A 14,858-nucleotide genomic window follows, 5' to 3' on the forward strand; every position below is an offset into this window, starting at 1 on the left:
TCTCGTCAGACTGCCGCAGCGCTGTCCGGCAGTCCCTCGGCGCGCGCCAGGATCCGGACGACGTTGTTGGCACCGTCGACGAGGATGCGATCGCCGGTACGGATGGTGCGGGTGCCGCTTTCGACCCCAATCACGTAGGGGACGTCCAGCTCGCGTGCCACCACCGCGCCATGGCTGGCCGATCCGCCGATATCGATGACCAGCGCCTCGGACATCGCCATCAAGGGCGCCCAGCTGGGATCGGTGAACCGGCAGACCAGAACGTCACCGGGTTCCAAGTCGACGTCCTCGGCGGGATCCAGCACAACCCGGGCCCGGCCTTCCACAGCGCCGCCGCCACTGGCCGCACCGTTGAGTTCAGTCTTCTCGGAGTGCTGCCCGTCGTGGCCAGTTTCGATCGGCTTCGGCATCCCGGTGAACGAGAGCGGAAGTGAGATCGCCTTGTAATGAACGCGGGTTTCGCGACGTACCTCGACGATGTGCCGCACATGCGGGAGAGCGCCGTCGGCCAGCGCCACGCACTCCTCCACGGTCAGGAAGAACACGTCGTCGACCTCTTGGAGCCGACCGGCGGTGACCTGTTCACGTCCGAATTCCCGTGCTGCCCAACGGGTGAGGTCGATGGCGATCAGGTAGGCAGCCTTGCCGACCTGCAGGGTGCGGATGATGCCGCGCATCTTGCCGATCAGCCATCGCATGGCAGGCCGGCGGACCGCCGGTGTGCGGGACAGCAGCGTCCGCTCGGCGGCGGCGCCGCGCTGCTGAGCAATCGCGGCACGCTCGGCAGGTCGGACGTCACGTTGGGCGGCGGCCGCCGCCAGGGAGCGAATCGGGCTCGGGTTCTCGCGCCACACCTGGGTGTATGGGTTGCCCTCGTTGGGGCCGTGGTAGCCCCATGACCGCAGGAAGTCGTCCTCGGAGATCTGGCCTTTGCCGAGGCGCCACAGGTCGTCGGCCATTCGGGTCTCGTTGACGTCCCCGACGCCCGAGAGCAGTTCGACCGCCAGCGCGGCATCCCCGGCTTTGTCGGCAGCGCTGGTCACCGCGCTCTGTCCGCCCTGGAAGATGAATCGCCAGACGCAGTGCACGCCGAACGTGCGCTTGAAGTCCTCGCGGGCCGCCACCAGAACGTCGACCGGACTCCGACCGCCGGAGGTGGATCCGTCGCCGAACACCGTGGCGAGCCACTTGCCGTACATCTCGTCGTACAACGCAGTGAGGCGGCCACGGGTGTTCAGCAGGGCCAGTGGCGCCTTGACGAGGATCGCCGGAACCCGCTTGAGCGAGCCCTTGTATTGCGGAGCACCCGGCCTGACGCTGCCCATAAGATCCCGTTCGAAATCGTCGGGGGCCACGCCGGGCAGCCCCGCCATGATCTGTTTGATGGCATCGACATTGAGGGCCTGGCGACCGTAGAAGCAGGACAGGCCACGGTCGTTGACGTCCGGCGATACCCGCAGGCCGGACTTCGGAATTACGCCGAGCGCGTACATGGAGTACAGCCAGCCCAGTTCGGCGGGCTCCTCCCACACACTCCAGCACATAGGCGACATGACGTCTGGGCATGCCTCACCCAGATTGGTCGTGGTCCAGAAGCGATCGGGCTCAGAGGAACCCCGGATCGGGTCGGTCACCATCGCGGGCACGGAAACACCTTTCTTTCCGCCCGGCCAAAGCCGGGCGGAAACAAACTCAACAGGTTGGGCACTGCTATTCGGCTTTCAGTTCACACGGATGAACTCGGTTGCCTCTTGGGGCTGGTAATCCAGGTCGAAGGGATCCCGGTTGAGCACGAACTTCAACACCCCCATGAATGCGAAGACACCGAGGACGAGCGTGGCGAATCCCAGGAGCTGGGTAATCAGCCAGGGGAAGTCGCCATTGGTCGCTACCCAGGACGGCAGGGCGATGAAGCCGTAGACCGCTGCCACCGACATCGGTGTCACGGCAAACATGGCAACAGACTTCCAGCCGCTGAGCTTGCCCCGGAAGCGATAGGCCAGCGACGCAGCGAGCATCACGCCCACCGAGTTGCACGGGATCCACCACCACGGGAGTTCGGTCAGAATCACCAGCGGCTGATTGCCGTAGTAGTGATAGACGTCGAACTGCAGCAGGATCTCCTCAAAGACCACGTCACCGGCGAGGGCCCCGCCCCAGGCAAACCAAAGATTGCGGGTCGTCGGCCGGGCATTGAGCATCGCGAAAGTGACCACGGAGAAGACGCCGTAACCGAACCAGCCGGCGAGGATCCACACCGGCATCGTGCGTCCGAGGATGGTGAACGTGTGACCGAACAACTCGGTGTCACTGTATGGGAACCAGACGGCGCCCATCACATCGAAGAAGACCTCGGAGAACACGATCATCACAGAGCTGAGCGCCACCATCAGGGGCAGCCACGTTCGTCCACGCAGCGACATCCGGACGCCGATCACCACGCCAATGATGCCGATCAAGGTCATCACGATGGTGGCTCCGACGTGATTGCCGACCAGGTAAGGGGCAGTCTCGAGGGTCGGCTTGTCGGCCATTCCGGTCGGGCCCTTCACATACGGGAATCGCGGCGCCGGTCGCAAAGCGGTGATGATCAGCGCAATCGCTACGAAGGCCACTGAACCCAATCCGACCCATAACCAATTGGGCCTGCCTCCCCGCGAGGCAACCTCGCCCTGTACCGCGTCTTTCGTGACCGTCATGACGCCCCTTCCCCTGAAGTGATCCGAGACACATCCATAGCCAAGTAGTTGGAGCATCAAAAGTCAATAGCTAAGTAGCTGATTGTTCGACTATTTATAGTTCATGTAGTTGCGTGTCGCGCTACGCTCGCAAACTCACAACTATGAAAGTTGCGCGGTAGACTATCGCTCTTCAGACCAACACAAGGAGGCCGTCCGTGGCCAGCGCCAATAGAACGCCCGACACCATCACCGACCCGGTGGACTGGGCCAAGCATTACTGGGAGCAACAGGGCCTCGATGGCGACGAGCAGCGCTTCCTCGCCCTGACCTCGCTTCTGCGCTACCAGCGCGTGGTGACCGACGCCGTTGACGCCGAACTCAAGGCGCACAACCTGAACATGACCGACTACCTGCTACTGATGACATTGCAACTGTCCGAGGTCGGGACGCGGCTGATTTCGAGCCTGGCCAGAAACCTGATGGTGCACGCGACTACCGCGACACTGGCGACCGATCGGCTCGAACAGCGAGAACTATTGCAGCGCAGTCCACATCCGACCGACCGGCGGGCCACCTGCGTATCGATCACCGACCTCGGCCGAGACACGGCCGACAAGGCGACCAGAGCGCTGACCGCCATCGATTTCGGCATGTCCGGTTCGCTCGACGATGTCGCCAATCTGCGGGCGTGCCTGACCGCGATGCGACGCGCCGCCGGTGATACCTGAGCGCAGCAGACCACAAGTACTCTATTTCTCAATAGTTCATCCCTCTTGCATCTTCCCACTCTTGGGTCCAAGCTCAGTAGCGTGAAACCCCAACGGTCATACGCCGATCCGCCGCTCCCTCGACTCTCGTCGATCGACAACTTCCGCGATCTCGCGGGCACGTTCGGGGGATACCCCGTGACAGACGGACGCATGCGACTGCGTACGACCTACCGTTCCAACCGAATCGAACCGACAGCTCCCGACGTTGAGTTCCTGAACACACTCGGCTTGGTGGCCATCCACGACCTCCGCGAACCTCATGAGATCGAACGCCATCCCGATGTCGCCATCGACGGTGCCGAATGGCGGCACCATTGCGTGCCAGGGATTCCCGTCGACGTCATCGCATCGCTCAGCACGCCGGAAGAGACGTACTCCGCGATGGTGGAGAACTATCGGACGTTCGTCAGTGACCCCGAGTGCCGCGCAGGCCTGGCCGGCTTCTTGACCAGCCTCGCCGAAACGGATGGGCCACAGCTGTTCCATTGCGCAGCGGGTAAGGACAGGACCGGGTGGGCCGCCGCGCTACTGCAGCACATCGCCGGCGTCGATTCGGACATCATCAACGCCGACTATCTGCTCACCGACGAATACTCCGTGGAAAGCCGCAAGGCCACCCTCGATGCCGTGCTGACCGTATCGGGAAGCACCCGCGCCCCGGCACTGGAACCGGCGTTCCGCAGCGACCTCGCCTACCTCAGGATCGCCTTCGATGAGGCCACCAAGAAATACGGCGACATGGACCGTTACCTCTCCCAGGGACTCGGCCTCACGCCGGCGACCATCTCGCAGCTACGTGATCGGCTCGTCGTGAACGCACAGGAGGACAACTGATGACAGACGCATTCCGGCTCGACGGCAAGGTGGCACTGGTCACCGGAGGAACCAAGGGTATCGGCTTGGAGATCGCCAAACTGTTCTCCAACCGCGGTGCCCGTGTGGTCGTCTGCGGTCGCAGCCGCGAGTCCGGCGAAAAGATCGCTACTGCACATGGTTTCAGCTTCATCAGCGCCGACGTCACAAACGAGGACGCCGTCCGCTCCCTCATCGACGCCTGTGTGCAGCACCACGGGTCGTTGGACGTCGTGGTGAACAACGCCGGTCCGACCGATCTGCTGCATTCACGCGATGTCGACGGCCCGATCGGCGAGATCCGACCCGCATCGTGGCAGACCCTGATCGATCGCACACTGACCAGTGCCTACCTGATCACCCACTATGCGCTGGATGCGCTGGTGCGAAGCGGATCCGGAACGGTGGTCAACATCTCGTCGATTGCGGCCGCCCAGGCCATGCCGGGCTTCGATGCCTACTCGGCGGGCAAGGCTGGACTGGAAGCGCTCACGCGGTCCGTGGCGATCGGCTACGCACATCTCGGTGTGCGCTGCAACGCCATTCGCGTCGGCACCATCGCCGTCGATCACGGTGACCAGAACCGTCGCCTGCTACCGTCGGCCGACACCGCCCCGGACGCGTGGCGTCGCGCCGAACCGCCTGCCGCAGGACACGCCATCGATGTCGCCCACGGAGCGCTGTTCCTGGCCTCCGACGCCGGCCGGTATGTCACCGGCGTCGTGTTACCCATCGACGGCGGGCTGGAAGCCAGGTCGCTCATGCCGTGGCAAACCGCACGACCGGAACGCGCGCCCGCAGACCTCGACTCCGAAAAATCACCCGCCTGAAACCCAGACCCCCACGGCGCGTTGGCACGTGGTTGCCGGCGCGCCTCGATGCCGACCTGGAGGACAAGGTCTCGTGCGCTACATGGTGCAGTTTCCCCTCGATGACGTCGAGTCCACCGAAGATTCGGTACAGCGGTTGGCCGAGTTCGCCCAAACCGCCGAAAGTACGGGCTTCGACGCCATCGGCTTCACCGAACATCCTTCTCCCCCGGCCAGCTGGCTGTTCGGCGATCACGGCCACGCCACCGTGGACCCGTTCGCCGCGATGGGGTACTGCGCGGCCGTCACCACCAGAATCCGGCTCATGCCCTACCTCAGCGTGCTGCCGTACCGCCATCCACTACTCACGGCGAAGGCGGCCGCCACGGTGGACCAATTGTCCCGGGGCCGCCTCACAGTGTGTACCGGGGCCGGCTACCTCGAAGAGGAATTCGACGCACTGGGTGTGCGCTACCGCGACCGCGGCATCTTGATGCGTGAAGGCTTGGCACACCTGCACCAGCTGTGGTCGTCGGAGTCGCAGCCAGGTCTGCAGCGACCCCGACCATGGCAGCATGGCGGGCCGCCGGTGTGGGTTGGCGGAAACAGCGCGCAAGCCAGGCAGAACGTCGCCCGTTGGGGACAAGGGTGGAGCCCGTTGCTGATTCCTAACACCACCGCGACCAAGTTGGACACCGCGGACTTGGGCTCGCTCAGCCTGTTTCACGGCGGCGTCACCGATCTACAGCGACGGCTTGCCGAGTGCGGACGGTCCCCCGCCGACATCGACATTCAGGTCAAGGGTCCGTTCAGTAGGGTGGGCGGCACCGCGTTTGACGCCCACCAACACCAGGACCATCTGGGGACGCTCGCGGAGGCGGGAGCGACCTGGGTGGTGATCCACCCGGTTGGTTCATCCTTCGAAGCCCGGCTTGACGTACTGCGCTTCTACGGAAGCCGCATCATCGCCGCTTGACGGGTGGATCCCGGCCACGGTGCTATTCGCCGCCGCCGGATGTCAGGCGTCAGCCGATTCCCGCCGGGGAAGTTGCGCTGCATAGCTCACGTCAGATCGATCCCGTGCACCCGCGACGAACCCACCACGCTGCTCAGCCTCCGACAACATCGGCTGGCGCAGGCGCCACTCTCTGACCACGATCCGATGCGCGATCCGCCAACCTTGCCCCGGACGCTGTTCGAACCGATCGACATATCGGCATGCGAAGACGTCCATGATCGGGGCGCCGTCGTCACCGGCACGCACATGGTGTGCCACGCAATAGCTTTCGGCACGGGCTGAATCGTTTCCCAAGTCGACATCGATCAGGATGTTCTGCAGCGTGTGCATAGTGCCGGTGAAGTGCTCGAGGTGCGGTATCACCCAGGCCACGTAGTCGTCGGGGCCCCCGATGAACGCTCCGCCGTGGTCGTCGATCGCGTCCTCGTGATAGACGGAGCGGACCAGTTCCGGATCGCGGCGATCGATTCCGCGACAATAGGTCACCAGAGCCCGCTCGATCTCGCGCTCGGCCTTGATCAGCATCCAGGTCGCAGTGTCGTCGCTCATGACCACCAGTACAACAGTCGCTGTATAAATAATCAATAGAGCGACTATTGTGGCGGTATGGACCGCCCCCTCAACGTCGGCATCATCGGACTCAGCGCCTCGGGCGGATGGGCCGCCGACGCCCACGTACCCGCTCTGCGTCACCTACCGAATTTCCGCCTCGCCGGCGTCGCCGCCAGCAGCCCGCCATCCGCTCAGGCGGCCGCCGAGAAGTTCGGCGTCGACCTGGTCTTCGACGGTGCACAAGCGATGGCAGACTGCGGAGAAATCGATCTCGTCGCGGTCACCGTGAAGGTACCCCACCATCGCGCGTCACTGCTCCCGGCCTTGCGTGCCGGAAAGGTCGTCCTGTGCGAATGGCCCCTGGCGGTCGATGTCACCCAAGCCTATGAATTGGCAGAATTGGCCAGCGGTCCCGCCTTTGTCGGACTCCAGGCGCGGGCCACGCCAACAGTGCGATACCTGCGCGATCTCATCAACGACGGGTACGTCGGAAAAGTGTTGTCCACCAGCGTGATCGGTAGCGGCGGCAACTGGGGCGCCCGGGTAGATCCCCGCAACGCCTACACCTTGAACCGCGAGTCCGGCGCGACGATGCTGACCATTCCGTTCGGGCACGCCATCGATGCCATCACGATGGTGCTGGGTGAGTTCACCGATACCCGGTCGACACTTGCCACCCGCAGGGACGAAGTCTCCGAGATCGGCACAGACCGCAAGATCCCCATGACTGCCGCAGATCAGATTGCCGTGACCGGAACACTAGGAGACGGCACCGTCGCTTCGGTGCACTACCGCGGGGGCGTAAGTCCGGGAACGAATTTCCTGTGGGAAATCAATGGCACCGACGGTGACCTCGTCATCACCGCGGCCTCCGGACACATCCAGATGGCACCGTTGACGGTCCGCGGGTCACGCCACGGCGACAAGCTCACCGAACTCAGCACCCCTCCGCAGTACCACTCTGTTGATGCCTCGTTTGCCGAATCTCATCCGCGCGCCTACAACGTCGCATGCGCCTATGTACAGCTGGCTGCTGATCTGCGCAACGGTACACAGGAGACACCGACTTTCGATCATGCCGTTCACCGTCACCGCTTCTTGCACGATATCGCCGACACGGCTAAAGCGACTGGACGTAACTGATGTCAGCCGTGTTCGGGCCGGCCGCCGACTCCTCGGATAACCATGCCCTGGCCACCGTGCTGGACCTGTTGAATCTAGAACATGTGGCGGACGGTCACTTCCGTGGCGGGCAACCGGACGAGGAACGGCCCCGGATGTTCGGCGGGCAGATCGCCGCTCAGGCGTTGATGGCCGCTGCACGAACAATTCCCGAAACGAGACTGCCGAGCAATCTGCACGTGTATTTTCTGCGGCCGGGTGACGTGACTACTCCTGTGGACTACCTCGTGACAATCTTGCGTGACGGCGGCGCGCTGTCGACACGCCGAGTGAGCGCAGTCCAGAATGGCCAAATCATCTTGGAGGCCCTGACGTCGTCTTGCGCGGACATCGAAGGTCCTGAGTATCAGCGACCGATGCCGCTCGTGCCGCCGCCGGAAACGCTGCCGCCCCTGGCGGAGCAGTTGGCTCCCTATTCCGACGAGTATGACGGTTGGTGGATCAGACCCCGCCCCTTTGATTTCCGCTACATCACGACGCCGCCGCGGATCGCGCTCGACGAGCCGCGCCGAGGTGATGATCGAGTGAACAGACTGTGGTTGCGCGCAGACGGTGTGATACCGGACGATCCGGTGTTGCACAGTTGCCTCCTCGCCTACGTCAGCGATATGACGCTGCTGGATCCGGTCATGAAAGCGGTCGGCCGGACAAGCAGAGGTCCCGGAGTTGTTGCGTCGCTCGATCACGCGATCTGGTTTCAACGTCCAACAGATCTCAACGAGTGGATTCTCTATGACCAAACCTCACCCAGCGCTGCCGCGGGCAGGGGCCTGGCTTGGGCCTCAATGTTTGATCGATCGGGGAAGCTGTTGTGTCTGGTGAGTCAAGGGGGTTACCTTGGCCGCGGGCGGTGACTGACCGAACCATTCTGGTTGGCGAGGCGACCCGCCAAGAAGCGCCGCAGCGTCAAGCTAGCAGCCGCCTTACTATCTTTCGATCGATGGCAGCAACGCGTGCTGCGCCGTCCGCGGCGTCTGTCCACATCCAAGACACACGCCCAACACCTGTTCGAGGTAGCCCCACACCGGCGAGCAATGACACTGGCGGGTTTGCCCAATCATTGATTCCGTGTGTACATCTTGATCAACGGTCATCGCAACACCTCCTTTTCAGGAATGACACCGCCACGTCCAACCTCTGGCACGGTGTGTCTGTCACCACACCGACACTAGACTCGGCTAGTCGAATACTCAACTATTGGATTCACGACCAACCTCGCGGGCAGGCGGTCGCCACGCCGCCCGAACTTGCCGTAGCGTGACGTGGCCTCAAGTTAGTCTGAGAATGAATCGTCGACGCTCAGAACATCGCGTGCTCGGGGATCGGGCAGAGCAACACCCAAAGGAGCACCATATGCCACCGAAGACGCGGAAGAAGAAGACATCCGCAGAAGCGGAACTCACCGACCTGCAGAAGCAGGATCCGATGGAATGGGTGAAATTCTACTGGGAGCAGAACTCTACTGAGGATCCGTCCCGATTTCTGGCGATGAGTTCAATCCTGCGACTCCATGCGCTGATGACGTCCACGATGGAATCAGTGCTGAAGCAGTCATTCAAGCTGGGCCTGACCGACTACCTCATGCTCAAAACTCTCGAGCTGAGCGACACCGGAACCCGACTGCTGAGTCGGGTGGCATGGAATCTGCTGGTGCATGCCACCACCGTCACCATCATCACGGACCGACTAGAAAAGCGTGGCCTGCTCGCCCGCGAGGCGCACCCGAGCGACCGGCGGGCCACGTTGGTGACCATCAGCCCTGAAGGTCGCAAACTGGTCGCCGAAGCAACCAAAGCGCTTTCCGAGGTCGACTACGGCCTCACGGGCCTGAGCACAGCTGACGCGATGGCGCTGGTCGACATGCTCGCTCACGTTCGGCGTGGCGCAGGAGACCAGGACCGCGCCCATAGTCGGACGAAGAACGGCACCGCCTGACCCCGGCACGGTTGCCCTCAGGAGCTCTTACTACCGTGCAGTGAATCCCGCATCGACCCAATCGATCACCGCCTGATTCATTGTCAACGTCCCGCAGACATGCGAGACATCGCACGCCCCGAAAAGCGGATGCAGGATGAATTCCCCTGGAGTACAACTAGTTTCGTCGATCCAGCAACCGCTCAAGAAGCACAGGATTTGTGGGTGGCCAACTATAACGACGATCGCAAAGCTCATACCTGAGATCTCGACTCGCATGGCAACGACGGTCGAGGGCGAAGTGGTGAAGAGTTCACAACTGGCGTCGACTGCTATTGGCGTTCCTCGCTCCGCAACCGCGCCAGCAGCGCGCCAGCCTCTTCATCGCCATCACGCACCGAGACCGCTGGACGCGACGCAGGCCCTCGCGATCGCGCCGACACCACCCTGCCCGAGCTAATCAATCCATCCAGTGGACCAGGCTCCGCCGGAACAATGCGCGCAACAACCACGCCACGGTCGGTCAGGGTGATTTCCTCCCCCTGGTTCACCCGCGCTAGCACGTTCGACGTCTCCTGATTGCGAACGCGAATCGACACTTCACCCACCCCACGCAATGTACTACGGCCACGTGCTACGCCTACGTTCTTAACGTCATAGCCGTGGCTCCGGCCGAACGCCTCGTGCCACTGCACTCGAGTAGCCCGCTTCCACCACTCTGACCGACCACTATTGCCATCCAATGGCGGATCCGAAATCGAAACGGTGCTCCACGAAGCCCGCTAGCGCGAGCGGCACCCGTTACGGACACCCAACGGCTCGCACAAACGTCCGCGGTAGACACGACCCTCCCTCGCGCTGGGGCCGGTAGTTTCACCTCAGGAGTCGCTGATGCTTCCGCCGTTTCCGTCGTCGGTCTCGATACAGAGGTCGCGGGAACTGGGACCCCATCGGGGTGACCGAACACACGTGAAGTCGCCTACACATTGGCAATGTACTACTAGTGATACAGACTTTTTAAGCTGACGCGGCGTGACTGGGGTGCGTGCCTACACGTCCCAGCCAAGACGACCCGGACCGCGCCGCAGCATGGGCAACAACGCGCCTGGCGGTGGGCGCACGAATCCGCGCATTGCGCACAGAACGGGGGCTGACACAAGAAGAGCTGGCGCATGCAGCCAACCTTGGCCGGCCCATGCTGGTGTGGGTTGAAAACGGCCAGCGCGGTCTTCTCTACGAACGACTCTTCGACATTGCCGATGCATTGGGCGTGCCCGTCAGTGCGCTGTTCGAGAACCTCTAGCCGTTGCGCAAAAGGTTCGCACGCCAGGGACCCGATCGACGTCCATCGCCGGGATGCTTCGCCAGCGATCGGGGTTTGCCGTTCGACAAAGTCGCGACCGCCGCCCCGAATCTCTAGTTTTCGGGGCGGATCCGGGAGGGCACTCGAGGGCGTCCTGCAGCACCCGTAGGCGCGTCTTGCGCGGCCGGATTTCACCTCGCACTCCAACTCTTCAGATCAGCCACTCCCGGACCCGCCTCCCTAATGTATCACTAGTGATACATTAGGGAGTGTGTTTCCTCCTTAGGGGGCGGACGGTTCCACCATGCCTCTGAACTTCCCGACATGGCGCAAGCTGACGGGAATCAGCTCACCGCACGACTCCCGCCTCACAATCCACAGCGGGCAAAAGGCGTGCACATGCCTCGGCGCGCAACCTTCGCGGCGCCACAAGTACGGGACCGATAGTGACAGCCCCCGACTGTCTGCGCGGGACCCGCAGGTTACCCGCCCGGGTATGGCTCAGGGATGGCGAAGCATTGGACAGCTTTCTGGAACGCCTGGCCACCGTCAACGGCCTTCTCCCAACGGAACTCCTGCGGCTTCTCACGGCGCCGGACAAGTCAGGCACACCGACTGCAGCCTTTTTGATGGTCAAACCGGACCCACTCATCGTGGGCAGGATCGCCGAGCTCAGCGGCGTGGATGAAGAGCCGGTTCGGCGTGCGTCTCTGCTGCGTTTCGGCGCCGGCTTGCCCTACTGGTTGGACAGACTTGACCCCCGACAGCGGCATACATTTCGCCAAGTTGTGAGTCAGGGTTGGTTTCCTGGGTTGGGCTCGCAGGTATGTCCGATGTGTCTTGAAGCTAGTGGGGTCTGGGAGCTGTCCTGGCGGCTGCCGATCATCGCAGTGTGTCGCGAACATCAGGTGTTCATGGTCACCGAATGCATCGCGTGTGGTGGTCGATTCCGCACGCACCGGCGCACTCCACTGCGGCCCGTCGTGAGCCAAGAGCAGCCTTGCGGCAATCCAATTGAGTTCGGGGGTCGTTGTGAGCATTCGGTGCTCTGTCACAAGCCCCAAGTGTGCCCGCCACACGTGTTTGACTCGATACAGGTCATCGGCACGGCGCTTTCAGGGCCATCGGTACCGATGTTCGGCACTCTCACCGATCCTCGTACGTACTTGGCCGAGATTCGCCATCTCGCATCGCTTTTGATCCATCTACTCGCCCAGCCCCGCGGACTGCATTTCGCCGCGTGGGCCGAGAGTGTCCACACCGAAGCGGCCCAACGTGGCGCCACAATTGGTGGTCCGAGGTGGGGCTTTAGCCCGCCGCAGAGCGCAGTAGTGCGGGGGCACGCACTGGCCGAAGCACATGCCATTCTCAGACAGACCACCCTCGATGATGCGGTCACATACTTTCTTCCGTGGCTTGACTGTATTGCGGATCTACCCGACGGGCCGGGCACGTGGCTGTTGAACAGGAGCACTCGCACGGTGACCATGGAAAGGCTCATCCGCGCTGTAGTTGCCAGTAAGCATCACGTGGGACGACGGCTCACGGTAATCCGCGGCAGCCGAGCGCTCACCCCATCTTCAATTCCGCAAATGCTGGACGCCCGCATTTTTCGTGACGTTTTCGCCCCAATGCTGGGCGGATATGAGCGAACAGGGCGGATGTATGCGTCGTTGTGCATTGTGAGAGCCATTGCGCCGGTGACGAGTTGGTCGGCGGCCGCTGCGGTGATCGGCGTGGAGCCCGATGTCGGGGTGCGCACTGCTCGTACAGCAACTACACGTATGCGTGTGTCTCCCGAGGTATTCGCCGCTGCGGTCATCCGAGTGACATATCTTCTCTTCCCTGGTCGCGATTTTCGACGCCGCGAATCTCGCGTCCGTGCGCTAGCACGGGATCCTGATGCGTGGTGGGAATGTTGGCGCACGTCCATGTCGCCGTCGCGACGACCCACATCGTTGCCGTACGCCATCACCTGGATGTGGTGTGAGGTGGTCCAAGCACCGATCCAGACCAGCCCTGGATGGACAGAATCCATGACCACCCGGCATCGGGATTCCTATGATGCGTTTCGGAAATCGCTCGCGCCTGCGGCACTACACGCTCTGCGGGCACTCGCGCTCGCCGACTCATGAGCGACGAGACGTCGACTGTGCTACAGCTCCCGCCTTCGGGCGGGGTGTATTTCGGATGTTCTCAGCACGCTCAGACAACGTCACAGCGTTGAGGTGCCGCAAAAGAATCCGGTTCGTACCGTCCTGGAGCGCAGCGAGAGTTGCGGCGGCGACGAGCTCTGTGAGATCTCCGAGGTAACCGTCGGTGCGGTACAACAGTTCGCCGACGAGCTGGGTGAACAACATGCCGGGCTTACCAGCGGGCAGATATGGGAGAATCTGCTTTTCGAGCTGGCGGACGACAGCTTGCCAGCGACGCATCTCCTCGACGTTGTCTTTGCTGTAGGACGGAAACTTGAAGAGCTTGAGTCGGCCGGCGATTTGGGGATCGCACACGATGTCGCCACCTTCGAGGTTGGCTCCCACGAGAATGAGTGTGGCCCCGATCATCCCCAGTTCAGTGTTGATGTGCTTGAGGTGGTCAAGGACTGCGCGGCCCCCTTTCCAGTCCGTCTTCAACAGGTGGGCGTCGTCGACGATCAGCGCGCGGGTCTGATGGCGCCCCGCGGCTCTGACTGCTCGCTGGGTTAGCTGGTCAACCCTGCCGTCACCCGAAAGTCCGAAGCACCCGAGAAACTCACGGTCAAAGGCTCCCTTGACGGCATCTGCCGGAAGATTCATCCACGCAAGCGGGGACAGGTCAGCTTCGCTGTCCTCGGTCAATTGGATGATGGGGTACCCGTAGTTGTCGTGAGCGGCGGAACGTGTCCATTCGAGGTAGCGGTCACGACCCCATCGCATCATCAGGGTGCTCTTGCCGACCACATTGGGTCCTGTCAGTACGATGACGTCTTTCGTGCCTGGGGGTTTCCGAGCGTTGGACCGCACAAGGTTTGTCATCGCCGCACCAATCACTTCGAGCTCGGGGGTGAACAGGTAGAGGTGCTCGAGCCAATGCTGGAGTTGATCGATGTACACCGCGCGCTCCGCGTCTGACATGCTCTTCGCCACCCGCAGCGTGAGTGGTGACGGCTTCTCGGGAGGCTTCAGCACGCAGTAGTTGTGCCACATCCGTGCGTCCATAGTCAGGTGTCCTCGTCTCCAAGCAGGTTCGGCCACCGCCGGCGCATCGAATCTGCAGGTGCAGGGCCGGACAGCTGCCGAGCCTGTGCGACGTCTTGGGCTCGTTGCGCTTCGTCGTGGTCGATGCGGGATTGTTCGACGCGGCGACCCGCGGCCGCGAGCTGGGCCTTCAGTTTGCGATCAGTGGGTGCGGTTGTGAGTTCGGTGAGTTCATTGAGGATTTGGCTTGTGGCAGAGCCTCGTTTCAATACAGCATTGCCGCCGCGATCTATGATCCGTCGACGCACGGCGCCAACAATCACGTCGGTCATCGGCGCCAACGTACGTTGAGCACCGCGCCACTCCACCGGCTCAACACGCTTGGTCTGCGGATCTGGGAACCAGATACGAGAGAGGTCATGTGGATCAACGAAGAACGGTGCGGCTTTGTCGCCTGGGCGGAAGTAGCCCGTCGGCACGGCGCGATAGTCCTCCAACACCGTGACCGCGCTCACTGAAATTCCCCACTGACGCTCATTGAAAATCCCCACCCGTGTGGCTCCGCCGAGAAGGGCGGGCCTCCCTCGATGCTGCTGGTGTC

14 protein-coding genes and 1 pseudogene are annotated in these 14,858 nt (G+C 62.6%); 9 read left to right on the forward strand and 6 right to left on the reverse strand.

Annotated features, from left to right (window positions below; all coding sequences use genetic code 11):
• Nucleotides 1-5: 5 nt before the first annotated feature.
• Complete coding sequence (locus tag AC4ELS_RS10400; RefSeq protein ID WP_499047230.1) at nucleotides 6-1,637, reverse strand: PEP-utilizing enzyme; 1,632 nt, start codon at nucleotides 1,635-1,637, stop codon at nucleotides 6-8.
• An 84-nt stretch (nucleotides 1,638-1,721) separates the two neighbouring features.
• Nucleotides 1,722-2,699 (reverse strand): hypothetical protein, encoded by a 978-nt coding sequence (locus AC4ELS_RS10405; protein WP_499047192.1) that lies wholly within the window; start codon nucleotides 2,697-2,699, stop codon nucleotides 1,722-1,724.
• A gap of 197 nt (nucleotides 2,700-2,896) precedes the next feature.
• On the opposite strand from AC4ELS_RS10405, the gene AC4ELS_RS10410 reads away from it, so the two are divergent.
• The 4 genes from AC4ELS_RS10410 (at nucleotide 2,897) to AC4ELS_RS10425 (ending at nucleotide 6,088) form a co-directional block, all read left to right on the forward strand.
• Nucleotides 2,897-3,409 carry a MarR family transcriptional regulator gene (locus AC4ELS_RS10410; RefSeq protein ID WP_499047195.1) on the forward strand — a complete coding sequence of 171 codons (513 nt, stop codon included), beginning with the start codon at nucleotides 2,897-2,899 and terminating at the stop codon, nucleotides 3,407-3,409.
• An 81-nt stretch (nucleotides 3,410-3,490) separates the two neighbouring features.
• On the forward strand, nucleotides 3,491-4,285 hold the full coding sequence (locus AC4ELS_RS10415) for a tyrosine-protein phosphatase (protein WP_499047197.1): 795 nt from the start codon (nucleotides 3,491-3,493) through the stop codon (nucleotides 4,283-4,285).
• Nucleotides 4,285-5,133, forward strand: a complete 849-nt coding sequence (locus tag AC4ELS_RS10420; RefSeq protein WP_499047200.1) for an SDR family NAD(P)-dependent oxidoreductase — start codon at nucleotides 4,285-4,287, stop codon at nucleotides 5,131-5,133. Before AC4ELS_RS10415 ends, AC4ELS_RS10420 begins: the two co-directional genes overlap by 1 nt.
• 82 nt (nucleotides 5,134-5,215) lie before the next feature.
• On the forward strand, nucleotides 5,216-6,088 hold the full coding sequence (locus AC4ELS_RS10425) for a TIGR03619 family F420-dependent LLM class oxidoreductase (RefSeq protein ID WP_499047201.1): 873 nt from the start codon (nucleotides 5,216-5,218) through the stop codon (nucleotides 6,086-6,088).
• A 42-nt stretch (nucleotides 6,089-6,130) separates the two neighbouring features.
• Here the strand turns inward: AC4ELS_RS10425 and AC4ELS_RS10430 are convergent, their stop codons facing one another.
• On the reverse strand, nucleotides 6,131-6,679 hold the full coding sequence (locus AC4ELS_RS10430; protein WP_499047203.1) for a nuclear transport factor 2 family protein: 549 nt from the start codon (nucleotides 6,677-6,679) through the stop codon (nucleotides 6,131-6,133).
• A 57-nt stretch (nucleotides 6,680-6,736) separates the two neighbouring features.
• On the opposite strand from AC4ELS_RS10430, the gene AC4ELS_RS10435 reads away from it, so the two are divergent.
• The 3 genes from AC4ELS_RS10435 to AC4ELS_RS10445 all read left to right on the forward strand — a co-directional run bounded on the left by AC4ELS_RS10435 (nucleotide 6,737) and on the right by AC4ELS_RS10445 (nucleotide 9,799).
• Nucleotides 6,737-7,825, forward strand: coding sequence for a Gfo/Idh/MocA family protein (locus tag AC4ELS_RS10435; RefSeq protein WP_499047206.1), 1,089 nt, complete (start codon nucleotides 6,737-6,739; stop codon nucleotides 7,823-7,825).
• Nucleotides 7,825-8,718: an acyl-CoA thioesterase gene (locus AC4ELS_RS10440; RefSeq protein ID WP_499047209.1), complete on the forward strand. Its 894-nt coding sequence runs from the start codon at nucleotides 7,825-7,827 to the stop codon at nucleotides 8,716-8,718. Before AC4ELS_RS10435 ends, AC4ELS_RS10440 begins: the two co-directional genes overlap by 1 nt.
• A gap of 499 nt (nucleotides 8,719-9,217) precedes the next feature.
• The gene (locus tag AC4ELS_RS10445; protein ID WP_499047211.1) at nucleotides 9,218-9,799 is read left to right on the forward strand and encodes a MarR family winged helix-turn-helix transcriptional regulator; all 582 of its coding nucleotides are present in this window, start codon (nucleotides 9,218-9,220) and stop codon (nucleotides 9,797-9,799) included.
• Between the two features lie 311 nt (nucleotides 9,800-10,110).
• Here the strand turns inward: AC4ELS_RS10445 and AC4ELS_RS10450 are convergent, their stop codons facing one another.
• Nucleotides 10,111-10,386 carry a type II toxin-antitoxin system Phd/YefM family antitoxin gene (locus tag AC4ELS_RS10450; RefSeq protein WP_499047214.1) on the reverse strand — a complete coding sequence of 92 codons (276 nt, stop codon included), beginning with the start codon at nucleotides 10,384-10,386 and terminating at the stop codon, nucleotides 10,111-10,113.
• A 437-nt stretch (nucleotides 10,387-10,823) separates the two neighbouring features.
• On the opposite strand from AC4ELS_RS10450, the gene AC4ELS_RS10455 reads away from it, so the two are divergent.
• On the forward strand, nucleotides 10,824-11,081 hold the full coding sequence (locus AC4ELS_RS10455) for a helix-turn-helix domain-containing protein (RefSeq protein WP_499047217.1): 258 nt from the start codon (nucleotides 10,824-10,826) through the stop codon (nucleotides 11,079-11,081).
• 446 nt (nucleotides 11,082-11,527) lie between these two features.
• Nucleotides 11,528-13,216 carry a TniQ family protein gene (locus AC4ELS_RS10460; protein ID WP_499047218.1) on the forward strand — a complete coding sequence of 563 codons (1,689 nt, stop codon included), beginning with the start codon at nucleotides 11,528-11,530 and terminating at the stop codon, nucleotides 13,214-13,216.
• Here the strand turns inward: AC4ELS_RS10460 and AC4ELS_RS10465 are convergent.
• Complete coding sequence (locus tag AC4ELS_RS10465; protein WP_499047220.1) at nucleotides 13,211-14,314, reverse strand: TniB family NTP-binding protein; 1,104 nt, start codon at nucleotides 14,312-14,314, stop codon at nucleotides 13,211-13,213. The genes AC4ELS_RS10460 and AC4ELS_RS10465 overlap by 6 nt on opposite strands.
• Nucleotides 14,281-14,858, reverse strand: a pseudogene (locus tag AC4ELS_RS10470) (integrase); the annotation flags it as partial. The gene AC4ELS_RS10465 and the pseudogene AC4ELS_RS10470, both read right to left, overlap by 34 nt.

The organism is Mycobacterium shunyiense (assembly GCF_058270035.1).

Excerpts from the sequence above, each read along its gene's own strand:
- AC4ELS_RS10425 (WP_499047201.1), top strand. The coding sequence starts at position 5,216 with ATGGTGCAGTTTCCCCTCGATGACGTCGAGTCCACCGAAGATTCGGTA.
- AC4ELS_RS10400 (WP_499047230.1), bottom strand. The coding sequence starts at position 1,637 with ATGGTGACCGACCCGATCCGGGGTTCCTCTGAGCCCGATCGCTTCTGG.
- AC4ELS_RS10435 (WP_499047206.1), top strand. The coding sequence starts at position 6,737 with ATGGACCGCCCCCTCAACGTCGGCATCATCGGACTCAGCGCCTCGGGC.
- AC4ELS_RS10440 (WP_499047209.1), top strand. The coding sequence starts at position 7,825 with ATGTCAGCCGTGTTCGGGCCGGCCGCCGACTCCTCGGATAACCATGCC.
- AC4ELS_RS10445 (WP_499047211.1), top strand. The coding sequence starts at position 9,218 with ATGCCACCGAAGACGCGGAAGAAGAAGACATCCGCAGAAGCGGAACTC.
- AC4ELS_RS10430 (WP_499047203.1), bottom strand. The coding sequence starts at position 6,679 with ATGAGCGACGACACTGCGACCTGGATGCTGATCAAGGCCGAGCGCGAG.
- AC4ELS_RS10405 (WP_499047192.1), bottom strand. The coding sequence starts at position 2,699 with ATGACGGTCACGAAAGACGCGGTACAGGGCGAGGTTGCCTCGCGGGGA.
- AC4ELS_RS10420 (WP_499047200.1), top strand. The coding sequence starts at position 4,285 with ATGACAGACGCATTCCGGCTCGACGGCAAGGTGGCACTGGTCACCGGA.